The 19733-nt window shown below is 70.0% G+C and carries 16 protein-coding genes; 11 read left to right on the top strand and 5 right to left on the bottom strand.

What is annotated here, in order from left to right; genetic code table 11:
• Positions 1-958, top strand: a 958-nt coding sequence (locus BHU15_RS18940) for a bile acid:sodium symporter family protein (protein ID WP_069628264.1), incomplete at its 5' end; no start/stop codon positions are given.
• 244 nt (positions 959-1202) lie between these two features.
• Here the strand turns inward: BHU15_RS18940 and fdhD are convergent.
• The 5 genes from fdhD to BHU15_RS18915 all read right to left on the bottom strand — a co-directional run bounded on the left by fdhD (position 1203) and on the right by BHU15_RS18915 (position 8073).
• Entirely contained in the window at positions 1203-2042 is an 840-nt protein-coding gene (gene fdhD / locus BHU15_RS18935) for a formate dehydrogenase accessory sulfurtransferase FdhD (protein ID WP_023537419.1), read from the bottom strand.
• Positions 2043-2084: 42 nt separating this feature from the next.
• Positions 2085-2942, bottom strand: a complete 858-nt coding sequence (locus BHU15_RS18930; protein WP_023537418.1) for a 2Fe-2S iron-sulfur cluster-binding protein — start codon at positions 2940-2942, stop codon at positions 2085-2087.
• A complete protein-coding gene (locus BHU15_RS18925) occupies positions 2939-4981 on the bottom strand; it encodes an NAD(P)H-dependent oxidoreductase subunit E (RefSeq protein ID WP_069628263.1) in 2043 nt (680 codons plus the stop codon). The genes BHU15_RS18930 and BHU15_RS18925 overlap by 4 nt, the downstream gene beginning before the upstream one ends.
• A 6-nt stretch (positions 4982-4987) precedes the next feature.
• A complete protein-coding gene (locus BHU15_RS18920; protein WP_438284968.1) occupies positions 4988-6946 on the bottom strand; it encodes a molybdopterin oxidoreductase family protein in 1959 nt (652 codons plus the stop codon).
• 155 nt (positions 6947-7101) lie between these two features.
• The gene (locus BHU15_RS18915; RefSeq protein WP_069628261.1) at positions 7102-8073 is read right to left on the bottom strand and encodes a 2-dehydropantoate 2-reductase; all 972 of its coding nucleotides are present in this window, start codon (positions 8071-8073) and stop codon (positions 7102-7104) included.
• A gap of 203 nt (positions 8074-8276) precedes the next feature.
• Here BHU15_RS18915 and BHU15_RS18910 point away from each other — a divergent pair, with 203 nt between their 5' ends.
• The 10 genes from BHU15_RS18910 to BHU15_RS18870 all read left to right on the top strand — a co-directional run bounded on the left by BHU15_RS18910 (position 8277) and on the right by BHU15_RS18870 (position 19466).
• Entirely contained in the window at positions 8277-9677 is a 1401-nt protein-coding gene (locus BHU15_RS18910; protein ID WP_069628260.1) for an L-lactate MFS transporter, read from the top strand.
• Complete coding sequence (locus BHU15_RS42290; protein WP_023537413.1) at positions 9670-9786, top strand: MFS transporter small subunit; 117 nt, start codon at positions 9670-9672, stop codon at positions 9784-9786. The genes BHU15_RS18910 and BHU15_RS42290 overlap by 8 nt, the downstream gene beginning before the upstream one ends.
• A gap of 154 nt (positions 9787-9940) precedes the next feature.
• Positions 9941-10888 carry a beta-ketoacyl-ACP synthase III gene (locus tag BHU15_RS18905; RefSeq protein WP_069628259.1) on the top strand — a complete coding sequence of 316 codons (948 nt, stop codon included), beginning with the start codon at positions 9941-9943 and terminating at the stop codon, positions 10886-10888.
• Between the two features lie 95 nt (positions 10889-10983).
• Positions 10984-11667, top strand: coding sequence for a GntR family transcriptional regulator (locus BHU15_RS18900; protein ID WP_078494123.1), 684 nt, complete (start codon positions 10984-10986; stop codon positions 11665-11667).
• Positions 11668-11977: 310 nt separating this feature from the next.
• Positions 11978-13159, top strand: coding sequence for an ROK family transcriptional regulator (locus tag BHU15_RS18895; RefSeq protein ID WP_023537409.1), 1182 nt, complete (start codon positions 11978-11980; stop codon positions 13157-13159).
• 262 nt (positions 13160-13421) lie between these two features.
• Positions 13422-14954: a sugar ABC transporter ATP-binding protein gene (locus tag BHU15_RS18890; protein ID WP_069628258.1), complete on the top strand. Its 1533-nt coding sequence runs from the start codon at positions 13422-13424 to the stop codon at positions 14952-14954.
• The gene (locus BHU15_RS18885) at positions 14951-16018 is read left to right on the top strand and encodes an ABC transporter permease (RefSeq protein WP_069628257.1); all 1068 of its coding nucleotides are present in this window, start codon (positions 14951-14953) and stop codon (positions 16016-16018) included. Before BHU15_RS18890 ends, BHU15_RS18885 begins: the two co-directional genes overlap by 4 nt.
• Before the next feature lie 93 nt (positions 16019-16111).
• Positions 16112-17143, top strand: coding sequence for a substrate-binding domain-containing protein (locus BHU15_RS18880; protein WP_069628256.1), 1032 nt, complete (start codon positions 16112-16114; stop codon positions 17141-17143).
• Between the two features lie 79 nt (positions 17144-17222).
• Complete coding sequence (locus BHU15_RS18875) at positions 17223-18449, top strand: Gfo/Idh/MocA family protein (RefSeq protein ID WP_023537405.1); 1227 nt, start codon at positions 17223-17225, stop codon at positions 18447-18449.
• Between the two features lie 12 nt (positions 18450-18461).
• Entirely contained in the window at positions 18462-19466 is a 1005-nt protein-coding gene (locus BHU15_RS18870; protein ID WP_023537404.1) for a sugar phosphate isomerase/epimerase family protein, read from the top strand.
• Positions 19467-19733: the final 267 nt, after the last annotated feature.

Here is a 19733-nt window from a genome sequence, read left to right as displayed (position 1 = left end):
GCCCGCGTCCGGCACCGCGGCGGACGTCGCGGGCGGGGCTTCGACCGGCGCGGTCGCGCTGCTCTTCTTCCTCTACGGCGCCCGGCTCTCGACCCGCGAGGCGGTGGCGGGACTCAAGAGCTGGCGGCTCCATCTGACCGTCCTGGCCTGCACGTTCCTCGTCTTCCCGCTGCTGGGACTGGCGACGCGCGGGCTGGTGCCGTTCGTGCTCACCCCGGAGCTGTACAGCGGGCTGCTCTTCCTCTGCCTGGTGCCCTCCACGATCCAGTCGTCCATCGCGTTCACCTCCATGGCACGGGGCAACGTGCCCGCGGCGATCTGCGCCGGATCCTTCTCCAGCATCGCGGGCATCGTGGTCACCCCGCTGCTGGCCGCCCTCCTGCTCGGCGGCGGCGCGAACGGCTTCTCACCCGACTCGCTGCTGCGGATCGTGGCGCAACTGCTGCTGCCGTTCGTGGCCGGGCAGTTGCTACGGCGCTGGGTGGGCGGTTTCCTCGCCCGGCACCGCGCGCTGCTGGGCCGGGTGGACCGTGGCTCGATCCTGCTGGTCGTCTACACGGCCTTCAGCCAGGGCATGGTCGCGGGCATCTGGAACCAGGTGACCCCGGGGCGGCTCGGCGCGCTGTTCGCGGTCGAGGTCGTGCTGCTCGCGGCGATGCTGACCATCACCTGGTACGGGGCGCGGCGGCTGGGCTTCGACCGGGCGGACCGGGTCGCGATCCAGTTCGCCGGCTCGAAGAAGAGCCTCGCGGCGGGGCTCCCGATGGCGAGCGTGCTGTTCGGCGCGGAGGCGAGCCTCGCGGTCATGCCGCTGATGCTGTTCCACATGCTGCAACTGCTGGTCTGCGCGGTGATCGCCAAGCGCCGCGCCCTGGACCCCCTGCCGGATGAGCCGCCCTCCGGTGAACGGCAGTCGGCCGACGTGGAGTTGGCCGAGCCCCGCACCGCCGACGCGTGAACGATTCGGACGGCCGCATGCGGGCACCTGGCGAGTGAGCCGAAGGGCGCGCCGCTGTCGAAAGCCAGAGCGCGCACAGGTCCGTGAGGAACGAGCGGACCGAGCACGGTCGACCGTCGACAGCGGCTTTAAGCGGCCGGAGGCGAACCGAGCCCCCTAAAAGGGGGGCAAGACCCGGCCGGCGCAGGGGGCGCTCCCCGCCGGCCGGGTCCTTATCCCGTGTATCCCGTGCCGCGGCAGCGCGTCACACCTCGCTGTGGAGGGCGATGCGCTCGTCGCCGGCATACACGTTCATGGAGGGGCCGCGGAGGAACCCGACCAGGGTGAGCCCGGTCTCCGCGGCGAGGTCGACGGCGAGTGACGACGGTGCGGAGACCGCCGCCAGGACCGGGATTCCGGCCATCACCGCCTTCTGGGCGAGTTCGAACGACGCGCGCCCGGACACCAGCAGGATCACCCGCGACAGCGGCAGCAGCCCCTGCTGGAGCGCCCGTCCGACGAGCTTGTCGACCGCGTTGTGGCGGCCGACGTCCTCCCGGATGTCGAGCAGTTCACCGTCCTCGGAGAACAGGGCCGCCGCGTGCAGACCCCCGGTCCGGTCGAAGACCCGCTGTGCCGCCCGCAACCGGTCGGGGAGGTCGGACAGCAGTGCCGGTTCGACCCGGACCGGGGGAGTGTCGGAGATCGGGAAGCGCGCCGTGGTGCGTACGGCGTCCAGGCTGGCCTTGCCGCACAGACCGCACGAGGACGTGGTGTAGACGTTGCGTTCCAGGTTGATGTCCGGCATCGGTACGCCGGGCGCCAGCTGGACGTCGACCACGTTGTACGTGTTGCTGCCGTCGTCCGTCGCCCCGGCGCAGTACACGATCGACCGGACGTCGTCGGCCGAGCCGAGGACGCCCTCGCTGACGAGGAATCCGGCGGCGAGCGCGAAGTCGTCGCCGGGGGTGCGCATGGTGATGGCGAGCGGCTTGCCGTTCAGCCGGATCTCCATCGGTTCCTCGGCGACGAGGGTGTCGGGGCGGGTGGTGACGGCACCGTCCCTGATGCGGATGGTGCGGCGGCGCTCGGTGACGCGTCCCATGATGATCCTCCCCGTTCCTCGCTCGGTCGCGCTCTGGCCGTACTAGCGCTGCTGCGCGTGCTGGTAGCCGAAGCGGCCCTTGATGCACAGGTTGCCGTGGGTCACCGGGTTGTCGTGCGGTGAGGTGACCTTGACGATCTCATTCTCCTGCACGTGCAGGGTGAGGTTGCAGCCCACGCCGCAGTACGCGCAGATCGTCGTGGTCTCGGTCTGCGCCGACTCGTCCCAGGTCCCCGCCTCGCGCATGTCGAACTCCGACTTGAAGCTGAGCGCGCCCGTGGGGCAGACCTCGATGCAGTTGCCGCAGTAGACGCACGCCGATTCGGGGAGCGCCACGGCGTGCTCGGTGGAGATCCGGGCGTCGAAGCCGCGCCCGGCGACCGAGATGGCGAAGGTGTTCTGCCACTGCTCGCCGCAGGCGTCGACGCACTTGTAGCAGAGGATGCATTTGTCGAGGTCGCGCACGTAGAGGTCGTTGTCGATCTTCGGTGTCTCGTTGACCCGCGCGGCGTCGGGACCGAACCGGTCGGGCTTGGCCTCGTACTCCTTGATCCACTCGGCCGCGCGCGGCGTCGTGGACAGGTCGGTGGACGACGCGAGCAGTTCCAGGACGACCTTGCGGCTGGTCCGGGCGCGCTCCGAGTCCGTGAGGACCTTCATCCCCGCTTCCGCACGCCGTGAGCACGCGGGGGCGAGCGTACGGGCGCCCTCGACCTCCACGACGCAGACCCGGCACGCGTTCTTCGGCGTGAGTGTGTCGCCCTCGCAGAGCGTCGGGATGTCCTTGCCGGCGGCCCGGCAGGCGTCCAGGATCGTGGCGCCTTCGGGGACCCGGGTGGGCTCACCGTCGAGGGTGAACTCCAGCAGACGTCGCGGCAGTTGAAGAGGTATGGCGGTCACTTGTAGGCCCCCAGACGGTCGATGGCGGACTCGACGGCGTTCCACGCGGTCTGTCCCAGACCGCAGATGGAGGCGTCGCGCATGGTCTGTCCGACCTCGCGCAGCAGCGCGATGTCGTTGGACGCCTCGGCGCCCGTACGGTCCTTGATGCGGTGCAGCGCCTCTTCCTGGCGGACGGTGCCGACCCGGCAGGGCACGCATTGGCCGCAGGACTCGTCGCGGAAGAACTCGGCGATGCGCAGCAGCGTCCGGGGCAGTCCGACGGTGTCGTCCATGACGAGGATCACGCCGGAGCCGAGGGTGGTGCCGGCGGCCCTGGTGCCCTCGAAGGTGAGCGGGATGTCCCGCTCGTCGGGCCGTACGAAACCGCCCGCCGCGCCGCCGAGCAGGATCGCCCGGATGTCGGTCGGGGTGCCCGCGAGGTCGAGGAGGTCGCCGAGCGTGGCGCCGAACGGCAGCTCGTAGATGCCGGGGCGTTCGACGTTGCCCGAGACGCAGAAGAGCTTGGGTCCGGTGGAGTTCTCGGTGCCGATCGCCGCGTACGCCTCGGCGCCCATCGTCAGGATGGGCAGGACGTTGATCAGCGTCTCGACGTTGTTGGCGGCCGTCGGCTTGCCGAACAGCCCTTTCTCCACCGGGAACGGCGGCTTGGAGCGCGGTTCGCCGCGGAAGCCCTCGATGGAGTTGAAGAGGGCGGTCTCCTCGCCGCAGATGTACGCGCCCGCGCCCCGGCGGATCTCGATGTCGAAGGCGTACCCCTGGCCGAGGACGTCGTCACCGAGGAAGCCGCGCAGCCGGGCCTGGGTGAGGGCGTTCTCCAGCCGGCGCAGGGCGCGCGGGTACTCGCCGCGCAGATACAGGTAGCCGACATGGGCGCCGGTGGCGTACCCGGCGATGGTCATGGCCTCGATCAGGGCGAACGGGTCGCCCTCCATGATGACCCGGTCCTTGAAGGTGCCGGGCTCGGACTCGTCGGCGTTGCAGACCAGATAGTGCGGCCGGTCGGGCTGGGACGCGGTGGCCTGCCATTTGCGCCCGGTGGGGAAGGCCGCGCCGCCCCGGCCGAGCAGTCCGGCGTCGGTGACCTCGCGGATCACTCCGGCGGGTCCGATGTCGAACGCCGTCCGCAGGGCGGTGTATCCGCCGTGCGAGCGGTAGTCGTCGATGCTGTACGGGTCGACGACGCCGACCCGTCGCAGCAGGATCAGGCCCTCCTGTCCGGCCTGCGGTACGGCCAGCGCCGCGGAGGGCTCGTCGGGGGCGTCCTCCGGGGCCGTGGCGGCGTCGACCAGCGCGTCGGCGGTGGCCGGTGCCACGACGGCGAACGCCTGCCGCCGGGGGGCCGGTTCGGCCGTAGCCCCGTCGACCACCGGCCGCAGCGGCCTGACCACGGCGCCGTTCGCGGCGGGGTCCGCCCGGACGGGGGTGGTCCCGCCGTCGTCCGGCCCCTCGTCCGGCCGGTCCTGGCCGGTGGCCCGCGCCGACGCGCCGACGTCCCTCAGCCGGGGGTCGCGCTGCGCGGGCACCGTGTCGTACGGGGTGCCCGCCTGCAACACCAGTGCCGCCGGGGCCCGTTCGCACAGCCCCAGGCACGGGCTCGACTGCCAGGCGAACCCCTCCGCCGCCGCGCCCGGCGCCCCGACGCGTTCCTCCAGGTCCGCGCAGACCTGTGCGGAACCCTTCGCCGCGCACGCCAGGTCGGTACAGACGTGCAGCACCTTGGCGGGCCGGGGCTTGAGGGCGAACATCGCGTAGAACGTGGCCACGCCGTACGCCTCCGCCGGCGGCACCGTGAGCCGCCGGCAGAGGTAGGCGAGCGCGCCCTCGCTGATCCAGCCCACCCGGTCGTTGACGGCGTGCAGCCCCGGCAACAGCAGGTCGCGCCGTTCGCGTGCCTCGCGACCTCCGCGGGCCCAGCGCAGATCCGCGTCCGAGCGGTTTTCCGCGCCTTCCCACGCCGACGTGGCGGGGCCGAGCAGTGAGTCGACCGCGGCCCGTTCCTCGTCCGTCGGTGCGCTGTCACCGAAGTGCAGATCCACTGATTCTCAGCTCCTCGCCGCTGTCGCGGACATCTCTGTCACGTATCCGGGCAACTTGTCGATGCGGATGGCCGAGGCCTTGAACTCGGCGGTACCGGCGATCGGGCAGTTCGCCTCGATCGTCAGCTGGTTGGTGTCCACCTCGTCCGGGAAATGCATGGTCATGAAGGCCAGCCCGGGACGCAGCCCCGGGTCGATCCACACGGGCGCCCGCACGCTGCCGCGCCGTGAGGAGATCTGGACCTCCTCGCCGACCTCGACGCCGTACAGCTCCGCGTCCTCCGGGCACAGCTCCAGATACTCGCCGCGGCGCAGCGGGGAGGCGAAACTGCCGCTCTGCACACCGGTGTTGTACGAGTCGAGCCGCCGCCCCGTGGTGAGCCTGATCGGGTACTGATCGTCCGTCAGGTCCACCGGCGGGTCGTGCTTGACGATGCCGAACGGGGCGAGCCTGCCGCGCTTGGCGGGGTCCGCCTCCCACAACCTGCCGTGCAGATACGTGGGTTCGATGCGCTCGGTGTCGGGGCACGGCCACTGGATGCCGTGGTGCTCGGTCAGCCGGTCGTACGTCATTCCGTAGTGGTCGGGGGACAGTGAGCGCAGCTCGTTCCAGACCGTCTCGGCGTCCGCGAACTTCCACGGGTGCCCGAGGCGGGTGGCCAGGTCGCAGATGATGTCGATGTCCTCGCGCGCCTCGCCCGGCGGGTCGAGTGCCTTGCGTACGCGCTGGACCCGGCGTTCGCTGTTGGTGCTGGTGCCGTCGGTCTCGCACCAGGCGGCGGTGGCGGGCAGGACCACGTCCGCCAGCTCGGCCGTCTTGGTGAGGAAGATGTCCTGCACCACCAGGAAGTCGAGTGCCTTCATCCGGGTGACGGCCTGTTCGCTGTCGGCCTCGGACTGCGCGGGGTTCTCACCGATGCAGTAGACGGCCCTGAGGTCGCCGGTCTCCATCGCCTCGAACATGTCGGTCAGGTTGAGGCCGTAGTGGGGCTGGATGACGGTGTCCCACGCGGTCTCGAACTTCCGCCGTACGTCGGGTTCGAGGATGTCCTGGAAGCCCGGCAGCCGGTTGGGGATGGCCCCCATGTCGCCGCCGCCCTGCACGTTGTTCTGTCCGCGCAGCGGCTGGACGCCGGAGCCGAACCGTCCGACGTGCCCGGTCAGCAGCGACAGGTTGATCAGCGCGCGGACGTTGTCCGTGCCGTTGTGGTGCTCGGTGATGCCGAGCGTCCAGCACAACTGGGCCCGCTCGGCGCGGGCGTAGGCGTGGGCGAGGTCGCGGATCGCCGCGGCGGGTACGCCCGTCACCTTCTCGGCCACGGTCAGGGTCCACGGCTCGACCTCGGCCGCGTACTCCTCGAAGCCGGTGGTGGCCTGCTCGATGAACGCCGTGTTGTGCAGGCCGGCGTGGATGATCTCGCGGCCCACGGCGTGGGCGAGCGGGATGTCCGTACCGACGTTGAGTCCCATCCAGCTCTCGGCCCACTCGGCGGTGCTGGTGCGCCGGGGGTCGACCGCGTACATCCGGGCGCCGTTCCTGATGCCCTTGAGGACGTGCTGGAAGAAGATCGGGTGCGCGAAGCGGGCGTTGGAGCCCCACATCACGATCAGATCGGTGTGCTCGACCTCTCCGTAGGAGGAGGTGCCGCCGCCGGATCCGAAGGCCGCGGAGAGTCCGGCGACGCTCGGGGCGTGACACGTCCTGTTGCAGGAGTCGACGTTGTTGGTGCCCATGACCACACGCGCGAACTTCTGCGCGACGTAGTTCATCTCGTTGGTGGCCCGTGCGCACGAGAACATGCCGAACGCGCCGCGCGCGGCACCCAGCCCCTCGGCCGCCCGGTCAAGTGCTTCTTCCCAGGTCGCCTGCCGGAAGGGGCCGCCCTTCTCGTCCCGTACCAGGGGGTGTTCGAGCCTGGCGTACGTCTTCGGCGTGCGATCTCGCCTTCTTGCGCTGCTTTTCACGCTGCGCTCCCTCATGAGTCATGGCTAGTGGCCGCGCCATTGCATACAGTATCCCGACGGCTCGCGGGAAGTGGAAGCCTTGCGTAGGGGTTTTGTGTCGGGACGGGGCGCACCAGGGGACCCGGCGCGCCCCGCCGGACGCTCCTGCCGGACCGCTACGCGGCCACGCCCCGGGCCAGCAGGTCCGAGATCGCGTCGACCGTGCGGAGCGTCGGGACCTCGACGTCGCACATCGCGGCGAGTTCGACGACGGCCGCGAGCAGCACGTCCAGCTCCATCGGCTTCCCCTTCTCCAGGTCCTGGAGCGTGGAGGTCCGGTGGTCCCCGACTCGTTCCGCGCCGGCCAGCCGGCGTTCGACGGAGATGTCGGGGTGGCAGCCGAGCGCCTCGGCCACCCGGAGCGTCTCGGTCATCATCAGCTCGATGACCTCCCGGGTGGTGCGGTGCTGGCACATCTCCCGCATCGTGGCGCGGGTCAGCGCGCTGATCGGGTTGAAGGAGATGTTGCCGAGGAGCTTGATCCAGATCTCGTCGCGCAGTTCGGCCTCGACCGGGCACTTGAGCCCGCCCGCCCGCATGGCCTCGCTGAACTCCTTCGTACGCGGCGACAGTGACCGGTCCGGCTCCCCGATGGAGAACCGGGTGCCCTCCAAGTGCCGTACGACGCCCGGCCCTTCCAGCTCCGTCGCCGCGTAGACGACACAGCCGATGGCCCGCTCCGGGGGCAGTACGGCGCTGACCGAGCCGCCGGGGTCGACGCTCTCGATACGGCGGCCGTCGTGCGGGCCGCCGTGCCGGTGGAAGTACCACCAGGGGATGCCGTTCTGGGCGGCGATGACCGCCGTGTGGTCCTGGAGCAGAGGCGCGATGAGCGGCCCGCACGCCGCGTACGAATTCGCCTTGAGACCCAGGAACACATGGTCGACCGGGCCGATGTCGGCCGGCCGGTCGGTGGCGTGCACCCGTGCGGTCCAATCGCCGCGCGGGCTCAGCACCCGGACTCCGTGCTGCCTCATGGCCGCCAGGTGCGGTCCACGGGCGATGAGATGGACTTCGGCGCCTGCTCGATCGAGCGCGGCTCCGACATAGGCGCCGATCGCACCGGCGCCGACGACTGCGACTTTCACCGTGGGGCTCTCCGTTCGCTCTGAGGGTGTTGGGAGAAGCGCGGAATCAGCGAAAGGGACATACTTTGCCGACGATATATTGTCTACAGTATGGAATAACGCCCGACAAGACTTCTGTCGTCGGCATACGGTCGACTTGACCGGGACATGAACCGGTCAAAGATCTTCCCAAACGGTACGGAGCGTTCCTAGGCTTCGCGACCATGACCCCACCTCTCGCCCCGGTCGGCTGGAGCCGCTGGCTGGTACCCCCCGCAGCGCTCTCGGTGCACCTGTCGATCGGTCAGGCCTACGCATGGAGCGTGTTCAAGCCGCCGCTGGAATCCGCTCTGGGCCTCTCCGGCACCCAGAGCGCCCTCCCCTTCCAGCTGGGCATCGTGATGCTCGGACTGTCCGCCGCCTTCGGCGGCACACTCGTCGAACGCAACGGCCCGCGCTGGGCGATGACCGTCGCCCTCGTCTGCTTCTCGTCCGGCTTCCTGATCTCCGCGCTCGGCGCCGCGACCGAACAGTTCTGGCTGATCGTCTTCGGCTACGGCTTCGTCGGCGGCATCGGACTGGGCATCGGCTACATCTCGCCCGTCTCGACGCTGATCAAGTGGTTCCCCGACCGGCCCGGCATGGCCACCGGCATCGCGATCATGGGCTTCGGCGGCGGCGCGCTCATCGCCTCCCCGTGGTCCGCGCAGATGCTGGAGTCGTTCGGCGCCACCGGCGACGGCATCGCCAAGGCTTTCCTCGTACACGGCCTGGTCTACGCGGTCTTCATGCTGCTCGGCGTCCTGCTGATCCGCGTACCGCGCCCCGACTCGGTACCGAAGGCGCGGGCCAAGGCGGCGGCGCCCGCCTCCGCCCTCGTCACCACCGCCCAGGTCTCCGCCAGGTCGGCCGTGCGCACACCGCAGTTCTGGCTGCTGTGGATCGTCCTCTGTATGAACGTCACCGCGGGCATCGGCATCCTGGAGAAGGCCGCCCCGATGATCACCGACTTCTTCGCCGACACCGACACGCCGGTCTCCGTCTCGGCCGCGGCCGGTTTCGTCGCGCTCCTGTCGGCCGCCAACATGGCGGGCCGGATCGGCTGGTCGTCCACCTCGGACGTGATCGGCCGGAAGAACACCTACCGCCTCTACCTGGGCGTCGGCGCCCTGATGTACCTGCTGATCGCGCAGTTCGGCGACTCGTCCAAGCCGCTGTTCATCGTCTGCGCCCTGGTGATCCTCTCCTTCTACGGAGGCGGCTTCGCGACCGTCCCCGCGTACCTCAAGGACCTGTTCGGCACCTACCAGGTCGGCGCGATCCACGGCCGGCTGCTCACCGCCTGGTCGGCGGCCGGCGTCCTCGGACCGCTCATCGTCAACCGCGTCGCCGACAGCCAGGAGGAGGCGGGCAAGAGCGGACCCGGACTGTACGGACTGTCACTGACCGTCATGATCGGCCTGCTGATCGTCGGCTTCGTGGCCAACGAGCTGGTCCGCCCCGTACACCCGCGCCACCATCTGCCGGCCAACACACCCGGTACGAAGCCGGAAACAGCGCAGCCCGCGCAGCGGAAGGAGACCCCCGATGAGCACAGCACCACAGAGCGGGAGCGCAGTGTCTGAGTCCCGGCGAACCCCGCTGATCGTCTTCGCCTGGCTCTGGGTGGGCGTGCCGCTCGCGTACGGTCTGTACGAACTGGTCCAGAAGGCCACCCAGCTCTTCACCAAGTGACTCCGGGTGACGTCGGGCGGGCCCCAGGACACCGGATGATCCGGAGTCTCCAAGAGGAGGCGGGGAATCCTGTTGGGTCGCCTGCCCCCTTACTCGTGAGTCGCTGACGAGACTGGGGATCTCCTGACGTCGACCGAAGAGGAGGCCCCCGGGCATGACCGGCACTCGTATCGCCGCGCTCGGGCACTACCAGCCCGCCAAGGTGCTCACCAACGACGACCTGGCGGGCATGGTCGACACCAGTGATGAGTGGATCACCAGCCGCGTCGGCATCAAGACGCGGCACGTGGGCGGGCCTGACGAGTCGGTGGACGAGCTGGCGGCGCACGCGGCGGCGAAGGCGCTCGCCGCGGCCGGCCTCACCCCGGCGGACATCGACCTCGTCCTGGTCGCCACCTCCACGGCGATCGACCGGTCGCCGAACATGGCCGCGCGCGTCGCCGCCCGGCTCGCCATGGGCTCTCCGGCCGTGATGGACCTCAACGTGGTCTGCGCGGGCTTCACCCACGCGCTCGCCACCGCCGACCACGCCGTACGGGCCGGGGCCGCGACCCGCGCGCTGGTCATCGGCGCCGACAAGATGGCCGACATCGCCGACTGGACCGACCGCTCGACCTGCGTCCTGCTCGGCGACGGCGCGGGCGCGGCGGTCGTCGAGGCCGTGCGCCCCGGCGAGGAGCCGGGTATCGGCCCGGTGCTCTGGGGCTCCGTGCCGGAGATGGGCAACGCCGTACGCATCGAGGGCACCCCGCCGCGCTTCGCGCAGGAGGGCCAGTCCGTCTACCGCTGGGCCACCACCCAGCTCCCGCCGATCGCCCGCAAGGTCTGCGAACGCGCGGGCATCGCCCCCGAGGACCTGGCCGCCGTCGTCCTGCACCAGGCCAACCTGCGGATCATCGAGCCCGTCGCCCAGAAGATCGGCGCGGTCAACGCGGTCATCGCCCGCGACGTCGTGGACTCGGGCAACACCTCCGCCGCCTCCATCCCGATGGCGCTGTCCAAGCTGGTGGAGCGCGGCGAGGTGGAATCCGGCGCTCCGGCGCTGCTCTTCGGGTTTGGCGGAAATCTCTCTTACGCCGGACAGGTCATCCGCTGCCCCTGATCCGCTACGGTTCTCGGTAGACTGTAGACGATAGCCAATCGTTGCTGTCTGTTGCCGAGATCTTTACCGTGTAGATCAGCCAGGAGGGGGACCGCATGTTGTCCGCAGGACTGCCGCAAGGCTCAGTGCCCAAGCTCGAACGCCCTGGTCCACTGCGCGAGCGCGTCTACGAGGCACTCCTCGAACTCATCACGGTCCGCCAACTCAGGCCAGGACAGCATCTGGTGGAGAGCGAACTCGCCGGCCATCTCGGGGTTTCCCGGCAGCCCGTACGCGAAGCGCTGCAACGGCTGAACACCGAGGGCTGGGTCGATCTGCGGCCCGCGCAGGGCGCGTTCGTCCATGAGCCGACCGAGGCCGAGGCGGACCAGCTGCTCTCGGTCCGAACGCTTCTGGAGGCCGAGGCGGCGAGGCTTGCGGCTGCGAATTCCGGCTCGGCCGGGATCGCGGCGCTGGAGGCGCTCTGCGCCAAGGGCGAGCAGTCGGTGGCCGACGACGACGTGGACCTCACGGTCGCGACGAACGCCGCGTTCCACGCCAAGGTGATGGAGCTGGCGGGGAACGTCGTCCTGGCGGAGCTGGCGGCGCAGGTGGACCGCCGGGTGCGCTGGTACTACACACCGGTGGCGCGACAGCGCGGCAAGCAGTCCTGGATCGAGCACCGGGCACTGATCGCGGCGATCTCCGCGCGGGACGAGCGGGCCGCCACGGAGGTCATGCGCTCCCACACGGAGCAGACGCGCACCACGTACCACCACCGCGGGGACACCCAGGTCTGACACCCAGGTCTGACACCTGAATCCGGCCCGAACCCGACTCGGGTCCGACCCCCGGCCGACGGATTCGCACATGTGCGAATGAAGAGTGAGGCGCCCCCGGCGAGCGACGGGGGCGCCTTTCGTGTGTCCGGTCCCGGCGGATGCCTAAACGCCTTTGTCCTGACTGTGGAGAAAGTTAGGAGGGATTCCTGCTCAACTTCTTCCCACTCGGGGAAAGCGCTGCTACGTTCCCCTCGAAAGCCCGTCGAAACGACATCCGACGGAGCGACGACACACACAGCCGAGAGGCGGGGAGGGGCGCGTGAGACGTATGACCGCACGACCCGCGAACGCTCATCAGGCGCGACTGCTCCGGCTCTTGCGCGACGGTGGGCCCAACTCCCGCGCCCAGCTCGGCGATCAGGTCGACCTCTCCCGCTCCAAGCTCGCCGTCGAGGTCGACCGGCTGCTGGAGACCGGACTCGTCGTCGCCGACGGACTCGCCGCCTCGCGCGGTGGCCGCCGCTCCCACAACATCCGGCTCGCGCCCGCCCTGCGCTTCCTCGGTGTCGACATCGGCGCCACGTCCATCGACGTCGCCGTCACCAACGCCGAACTCGAAGTGCTCGGCCACGTCAACCACCCCATGGACGTCCGTGAGGGCCCCGTCGCCGTCTTCGAGCAGGTGCTCGCGATGGCCGCCAAGCTCAAGGCCTCCGGACTCGCCGACGGGTACGACGGCGCCGGCATCGGCGTCCCCGGCCCCGTCCGCTTCCCCGAAGGCGTACCGGTCGCGCCCCCGATCATGCCCGGCTGGGACGGCTTCCCCGTACGCGAGGCCCTCAGCCAGGACCTCGGCTGCCCCGTCATGGTCGACAACGACGTGAACCTGATGGCGATGGGCGAGCAGCACGCGGGTGTCGCACGCTCCGTGGGCGACTTCCTCTGCGTCAAGATCGGCACCGGTATCGGCTGCGGCATCGTCGTCGGCGGCGAGGTCTACCGCGGGACGACCGGCAGCGCGGGCGACATCGGCCACATCCGGGTCGAGCCCGACGGACGCGCCTGCGTCTGCGGCAACAGGGGCTGTCTGGAAGCCCACTTCAGCGGTGCCGCGCTCGCCAGGGACGCCGAGGACGCCGCCCGTACGGGCCGCTCCGCCGAACTCGCCGCGCGCCTGGAGGCATCCGGCAAGCTCACCGCCGCCGACGTCGCCGTGGCCGCCGCCGCAGGCGACCCCACCGCCCTCTACCTCATCCGCGAGGGCGGCAACCGGGTCGGCCAGGTCATCGCCGGACTGGTCAGCTTCTTCAACCCGGGCCTCGTCGTGATCGGCGGCGGGGTGACCGGCCTCGGCCACACCCTGCTGGCCAGCGTCCGCACCCAGGTCTACCGCCAGTCACTTCCGCTGGCCACCGGCAACCTCCCCATCGTGCTCGGGGAGTTGGGGCCGACCGCCGGAGTCACCGGCGCCGCCCGCCTCATCAGCGACCACCTCTTCTCCCCGGCCTGACACCGGTACCCCCGACGTCGAGCCGTACGGCACACGCTTCACCCGCACCACCGAAATAACAGCAAAAGGCATCACAAAAGCATCACCGGTCACGGCGTCACGCACCTCCTGACGCCACCCGCGCGAGCCGCACCACGGCACCACCGCACCACCCGCGCGCGCCGCACCATCCGTACGAGCCGCACGTCCCGCACCACCCGTACGTCCTGTTCCGCACGCCCGCACGCCCGCTCACCGGCCGCATCCGCCGAGGGGATACGCCATGGCACCAGCACCACCCGAAGGCAACCTGCTCACCATGTCCGGCATCACCAAGCTGTTCCCGGGCGTCCGCGCCCTGGACGGCGTGGACCTGGAGGTCCAGGCAGGCGAAGTCCACTGTCTGCTCGGCCAGAACGGGGCCGGCAAGTCCACACTCATCAAGGTGCTCGCCGGCGCGCACCAGCCCGACGACGGCGTCATCACCTGGCGCGGCGAAGAGGTCCAGCTCAAGTCACCCATCGCGGCGATGAAGCTCGGCATCGCGACCATTTACCAGGAACTCGACCTGGTCGAGGGCCTGTCGGTCGCCGAGAACATCTTCCTCGGCCACGAGCCGACCTCCGCCGGCTTCATCGTCAAGGGCGGCGAGGCCAGGGCCGCGGCCACCGCGCTGCTCGCACGCCTCGGCCACCCCGAGATCCCCGCGGGCCGGCCCGTCGGCGACCTCTCCGCCGCGCACCAGCAGATCGTCTCCATGGCCCGCGCGCTCTCCCACGAGGTACGCCTCATCGTGATGGACGAGCCGTCGGCCGCGCTCGACCCCGACGAGGTCGACAACCTCTTCCGGATCGTCGACACCCTCACCGCCGACGGTGTCGCCGTCATCTACATCTCCCACCGCCTGGAGGAGATCCGCCGGATCGGCGACCGGGTCACCGTCATCAAGGACGGCCGCACCGTCGCCGTGGGACTTCCCGCCAAGGAGACCCCCACCAGCGACGTCGTCGCCCTGATGACCGGCCGGGACGTCGCGTACGTCTTCCCCGACCGGCCTGCGGTCGCCGACGCCCCGCGCGGCGAGCCCGTGCTGCGGACCGAAGGCCTCACCAGGGAAGGGGAGTTCGAACCGGTCGACCTCGAACTGCGGCCCGGCGAGATCGTCGGCCTCGCGGGTCTCGTCGGCTCCGGCCGCTCCGAGATCCTGGAGACCATCTTCGGCGCCCGCAAGCCCACCGGCGGCCGGGTCCTGGTCGACGGCCAGGAGCTGAAGCCCGGCAGCGTACGCGCCGCCGTACGCGCCGGACTCGGCCTCGCACCCGAGGAGCGCAAGGCACAGGCCCTGCTGCTCATCGAGTCGGTCACCCGCAACGTGTCGGTGTCGTCCATGTCCCGGTTCTCCCGCGCCGGCTGGCTCGACAGCACCGCCGAGCGCAAGGCCGCCAGGGCCGCCACCCAGGAACTCTCCCTGCGCCCCGACAACCCCGACGCGATCATCCGCACCCTGTCCGGCGGCAACCAGCAGAAGGCGGTCCTCGCCCGCTGGCTGCTCCGCGGCTGCCGGGTGCTGCTTCTCGACGAACCCACCCGCGGCGTGGACGTCGGCGCCCGCGCCGAGCTCTACTCCGTGATCCGCCGGCTGGCCGACGACGGCCTCGCCGTACTGCTCGTCTCCAGCGAGGTCCCCGAGGTCCTTGGCCTCGCCGACCGGGTGCTGGTGCTCCGGGAGGGCCGTGTCGTCCACACGTCACCGGCCCAGGAGCTCGACGAGCACCGTGTACTCGACCTTGTGATGGAAGGGAGTCCGACGCCATGAAACAGCCTGCCTCTGAGGCGCAGCAGGGCGGGCCCGAGGCCGCACCCGTTGCCGACGCCGTACCGCTGACCAAGCCCGCCGGAAAGACACCGGGCGGATCCCCGAGCCGGCCGCCGCTCGGTCTGCGGCTGGACTTCCGCACGCTCTCGCTGCTCGGCGTGCTCGCCGCACTGATAGTCGTCGGCGGCATCACCAAGCCCGATCAGTTCCTGGACACCAGCAACCTCCAACTGGTGCTGACCCAGGCGTCGATCATCGGTGTCGTCACCGTCGGCATGACGTTCGTCATCACCAGCGGCGGCATCGACCTGTCGGTCGGCGCGATCGTGGCCCTGGCCTCCGTGTGGGCGACGACCCTGGCCACCCAGGAGTACGGCTTCGCCGGCATCCTGTTCACCGCGATCATCGTGGGTCTGGCCTGTGGACTGGTCAACGGTGTACTGATCGCGTACGGCGGCATGGCACCGTTCATCGCGACCCTCGCGATCATGGCGTCCGCCCGTGGTCTGGCCCTCCAGATCACCGACGGCAACACGCAGGTCGTCACGTTGAAGTCGGTTCTCGACCTCGGCTCCCGCGACTCCTACATCCTGGGCGTCCCGCCGCTCGTCATCATCTTCGCCGCGGTGACGGTCATCGGCTGGCTGGTGCTCAACCGCACCACCTTCGGCCGGCGCACCGTCGCGGTCGGCGGCAACGCGGAGGCGACCCGCCTCGCCGGCATCGACGTACGCAGGCAGCGGCTCTACCTCTACCTGCTCTCCGGCCTGTGCTGCGGTATCGCGGCCTTCATGCTGATCGTGCTCTCCGGCTCGGGACAGAACACGAACGGAAACCTCTACGAACTCGACGCCATCGCGGCGGCGATCATCGGCGGCACGCTGCTCAGCGGCGGTCGCGGCACAATCGTCGGCTCCGTGCTCGGTGTCCTCATCTTCACCACGATCACCAACATCTTCGCTCTCAACAACCTCCAGAGCGACGTCCAGCAGATTGCCAAGGGCGCGATCATCGTCGCCGCCGTACTGGTCCAGCGCCGCACGGCGCGCAACGGTGAGGGCTGACCTCGTATCCCCGAGGCCCGATCTCGTACCGCTTCCCCAAGCACCGCTTCCGACACAGCGCTCCATACGCTCTCCTGAAGGGGACGAACCGTCATGCCAGAAACGAGCCGCAGAGGCATTCTGTTCGGCACCGCCGCCATCGGCGCGGGTGCCTTCCTCACCGCCTGCACCAGCAACGAGAAGAAGGACGAGCCCGCCGCCAACGAGCAGCCGGTCGACGACAAGCCCGGCAAGGCCGTCACCATCGGCTTCGCCGGCCCGCAGGCCGACCACGGCTGGCTGGCCGCGATCAACGCGAACGCCAGGGCGCAGGCCAAGAAGTACTCGGACGTCACGCTCGACATCACCGAGGGCTCGAACGACACCGCCGCGCAGATCGGCCAGATCGACTCCCTGATCAACAAGAAGGTCGACGTCCTGGTGATCCTGCCGGCCGACGGCAAGGCGCTGACCCAGGCCGGTCTCAAGGCGATGCGCGCGGGTATCCCCGTCATCAACCTGGACCGGATCTTCGCCGACCCGCAGGCGTTCCGCTGCTACGTCGGCGGTGACAACTACGGTATGGGTGTCAACGCGGGCAAGTACATCGGCGAGAAGCTGAAGGACAAGGCCAACGCCACCGTCATCGAACTGTCGGGCCCCGACAGCCTGGAGCTGACCAAGCAGCGCACCCAGGGCTTCGACGACGCGCTCAAGAACTACCCGAACATCAAGAAGGTCGCCCGCCAGGCGGCCGACTTCACCGTCGAGTCCGGCCAGGCCAAGATGGCCCAGCTGCTCCAGGCGCAGTCCAAGTTCGACGCCCTGTGGAACCACGACGACGACCAGGGTGTCGGCGCGCTGCGCGCCATCGACCAGGCGGGCCGTGACGGGTTCCTGATGGTCGGCGGCGCCGGCGCCAAGTCGGCGATGGACGCGATCAAGGCCGACAACAGCGTGCTCAAGGCGACCGTGCTGTACCCGCCGATCATGGCCTCGTCGGCTATCGACCTCGCCCGCGCGCTCGGCCAGAGCAAGGGTGTCAGCGGTCTCGCCGGTCTGGAGATCCCGGCCCAGGTCACGCTGTTCTCGGCGGTCGTCGACAAGGACAACGTCGACGAGTACCTGCCCCAGGGCTTCAGCTGACCGGCTCCGCCCTGCCAGGGGGCGTCGTTCCCCCAGGGCCTGACCCCCACACGCGCGACAAGACGAGGAGTACTCCCTTATGACCAGCAGGGAAGCGTCGGAGAAGGAAGCCGGCGCACCGCCGCCACTCGGTATCGGCATGATCGGATACTCGTTCATGGGTGCCGCCCACTCCCAGGGCTGGCGCACGGCGGGACATGTCTTCGATCTGCCGATGCGGCCACACCTCGCCGCCATCTGCGGACGCGACGAGACGGCCGTTGCCAAGGCGGCCGACAAGCTCGGCTGGGCCGCCGCGGAGACCGACTGGCGGGACCTCATCGCGCGTGACGACGTGCAGCTGGTCGACATCTGCACGCCGGGGGACAGCCACGCGGAGATCGCCATCGCCGCGCTGGAGGCGGGCAAGCACGTCCTGTGCGAGAAGCCGCTGGCCAACTCGGTCGCCGAGGCCGAGGCCATGGTCCGGGCCGCCGAAGCGGCCCGGTCCCGTGGCCAGTTGGCCATGGTGGGCTTCAACTACCGGCGCGTGCCCGCCATCGCGTACGCCCGCAAGCTGATCGAGGAGGGGAGGCTCGGCGCGCTGAGGCACGTACGGGTCACCTACCTCCAGGACTGGCTCGTCGACGCCGAGTTCCCCCTCACCTGGCGGCTCAAGCGTGAGCACGCGGGGTCGGGGGCGCTCGGCGACCTGGGCGCGCACATCGTGGACCTCGCGCAGTTCCTGGCGGGGGAGCCGCTGGTCGGGGTCTCGGCGATGATCGAGACCTTCGTACGCGAGAGGCCGCTGCTCTCCGGGGCGTCCGCCGGTCTCTCGGCGACCGGCGGCGTGGAGACGGGCCCGGTCACGGTGGACGACGCCGCGCTGTTCACGGGACGCCTCGCCTCGGGGGCGCTGGCGTCCTTCGAGGCGACCCGGATGGCGGCGGGACGCAAGAACGCGCTGCGCCTGGAGATCAACGGCGAGCACGGTTCGCTCGCCTTCGATCTGGAGCGGCTCAACGAGCTGTCGTTCCACGACCAGTCGGAGCCCGCCGTCACCGCCGGCTTCCGGCGGATCCTGGTCACCGAGTCCGAGCACCCGTACCTGGACGCCTGGTGGCCGCCGGGCCACGGGCTCGGCTACGAGCACACGTTCGTGCACCAGGCGAAGGATCTCGTCGAGGCGATCGCCGCCGGAACCGATCCCGCGCCCTCCTTCGCCGACGGACTCCAGGTGCAGCGGGTGCTGGCCGCCGTGGAGGACAGCGCGGAGAAGAACGCCATCTACACTCCCGTACCGGCCCCGTCCGGAACCCCGTCTTGAGGGAAGGTCCGTATGCCACGCCCGTTCACGCTGTTCACCGGCCAGTGGGCCGATCTGCCGCTGGAAGAGGTCTGCCGGCTCGCCCGTGACTTCGGTTACGACGGTCTGGAACTGGCCTGCTGGGGCGACCACTTCGAGGTCGACAAGGCACTCTCCGACCCCGGCTATCTGGAGAGCCGCCACCAGCTGCTCGACAAGTACGGCCTCAAGTGCTGGGCGATCTCCAACCACCTGGTCAGCCAGGCGGTCTGCGACAGCATCATCGACGAGCGCCACCAGAACATCCTGCCGGCCCGTATCTGGGGCGACGGGGAGGCCGAGGGCGTACGTCAGCGGGCCGCCGCCGAGATCAAGGACACCGCGCGCGCCGCGGCGGCCTTCGGTGTCAACACGGTCATCGGCTTCACCGGCTCGTCCATCTGGCATCTGCTGGCGATGTTCCCGCCGGTGCCGCCCGGCATGATCGAGCGCGGTTACGAGGACTTCGCGGAGCGGTGGAACCCGATCCTCGACGTCTTCGACACCGAGGGAGTGCGCTACGCCCACGAGGTCCACCCGGGCGAGATCGCGTACGACTACTGGACGACGAAGCAGGCGCTCGAAGCGGTCGACCACCGGCCCGCGTTCGGGCTGAACTTCGACCCGAGCCACTTCGTCTGGCAGGACCTGGACCCGACCGGATTCCTCTACGACTTCCGGGACCGGATCTACCACGTCGACTGCAAGGAGGCGCGCAAGCGTCTCGACGGCCGCAACGGCAGGCTCGGTTCGCACCTGCCCTGGGGCGACCCGCGGCGCGGCTGGGACTTCGTCTCGGCCGGGCACGGCGACGTGCCGTGGGAGGACGTCTTCCGCATGCTGGGGGCGATCAACTACGAGGGCCCGATCTCGGTCGAGTGGGAGGACGCCGGCATGGACCGGCTCTCCGGAGCGCCCGAAGCGCTCGCCGATCTGAAGCGCTTCGACTTCGACCGGCCCACCGCGTCGTTCGACGCGGCGTTCGGCGGCGGCGAGTAGGACAGCCCAACACGAGCCCGGCGGGGGAAGTTCCCCGCCGGGCCGTCAGGCATGCCCGGACGACCTTTGTCCTGAGGCGGGAAAAAGTTGAACTTCACTGCTGCGCAAGGGCTTTCCGTCTCGGACGAACAGAGTTACGGTCACTGAGATGTACAGGACATGTTGATCTCCGGTGCGACGGCGCGCCCCGGCGAGACAGCAGACCCGAGAGCAACAGATGCGGGATCACGGGTGCTTGGACGAGCACTCCCCCCCATCCCCCCACCC

Source organism: Streptomyces niveus (genome assembly GCF_001723055.1).
GTDB classification, from domain to species: Bacteria; Actinomycetota; Actinomycetes; order Streptomycetales; family Streptomycetaceae; genus Streptomyces; species Streptomyces niveus.
The sequence above is the reverse complement of the archived record's forward strand: the minus strand, read 5'-3'. Positions and strand labels throughout refer to the sequence as shown.

What these genes read in the sequence shown, in the direction of transcription:
- BHU15_RS18880 (WP_069628256.1), top strand. Translation starts at nt 16,112, where the DNA reads ATGCCAGAAACGAGCCGCAGAGGCATTCTGTTCGGCACCGCCGCCATC.
- BHU15_RS18890 (WP_069628258.1), top strand. Translation starts at nt 13,422, where the DNA reads ATGGCACCAGCACCACCCGAAGGCAACCTGCTCACCATGTCCGGCATC.
- BHU15_RS18905 (WP_069628259.1), top strand. Translation starts at nt 9,941, where the DNA reads ATGACCGGCACTCGTATCGCCGCGCTCGGGCACTACCAGCCCGCCAAG.
- BHU15_RS18900 (WP_078494123.1), top strand. Translation starts at nt 10,984, where the DNA reads ATGTTGTCCGCAGGACTGCCGCAAGGCTCAGTGCCCAAGCTCGAACGC.
- BHU15_RS18885 (WP_069628257.1), top strand. Translation starts at nt 14,951, where the DNA reads ATGAAACAGCCTGCCTCTGAGGCGCAGCAGGGCGGGCCCGAGGCCGCA.
- fdhD (WP_023537419.1), bottom strand. Translation starts at nt 2,042, where the DNA reads ATGGGACGCGTCACCGAGCGCCGCCGCACCATCCGCATCAGGGACGGT.
- BHU15_RS18910 (WP_069628260.1), top strand. Translation starts at nt 8,277, where the DNA reads ATGACCCCACCTCTCGCCCCGGTCGGCTGGAGCCGCTGGCTGGTACCC.
- BHU15_RS18895 (WP_023537409.1), top strand. Translation starts at nt 11,978, where the DNA reads ATGACCGCACGACCCGCGAACGCTCATCAGGCGCGACTGCTCCGGCTC.
- BHU15_RS18875 (WP_023537405.1), top strand. Translation starts at nt 17,223, where the DNA reads ATGACCAGCAGGGAAGCGTCGGAGAAGGAAGCCGGCGCACCGCCGCCA.
- BHU15_RS18870 (WP_023537404.1), top strand. Translation starts at nt 18,462, where the DNA reads ATGCCACGCCCGTTCACGCTGTTCACCGGCCAGTGGGCCGATCTGCCG.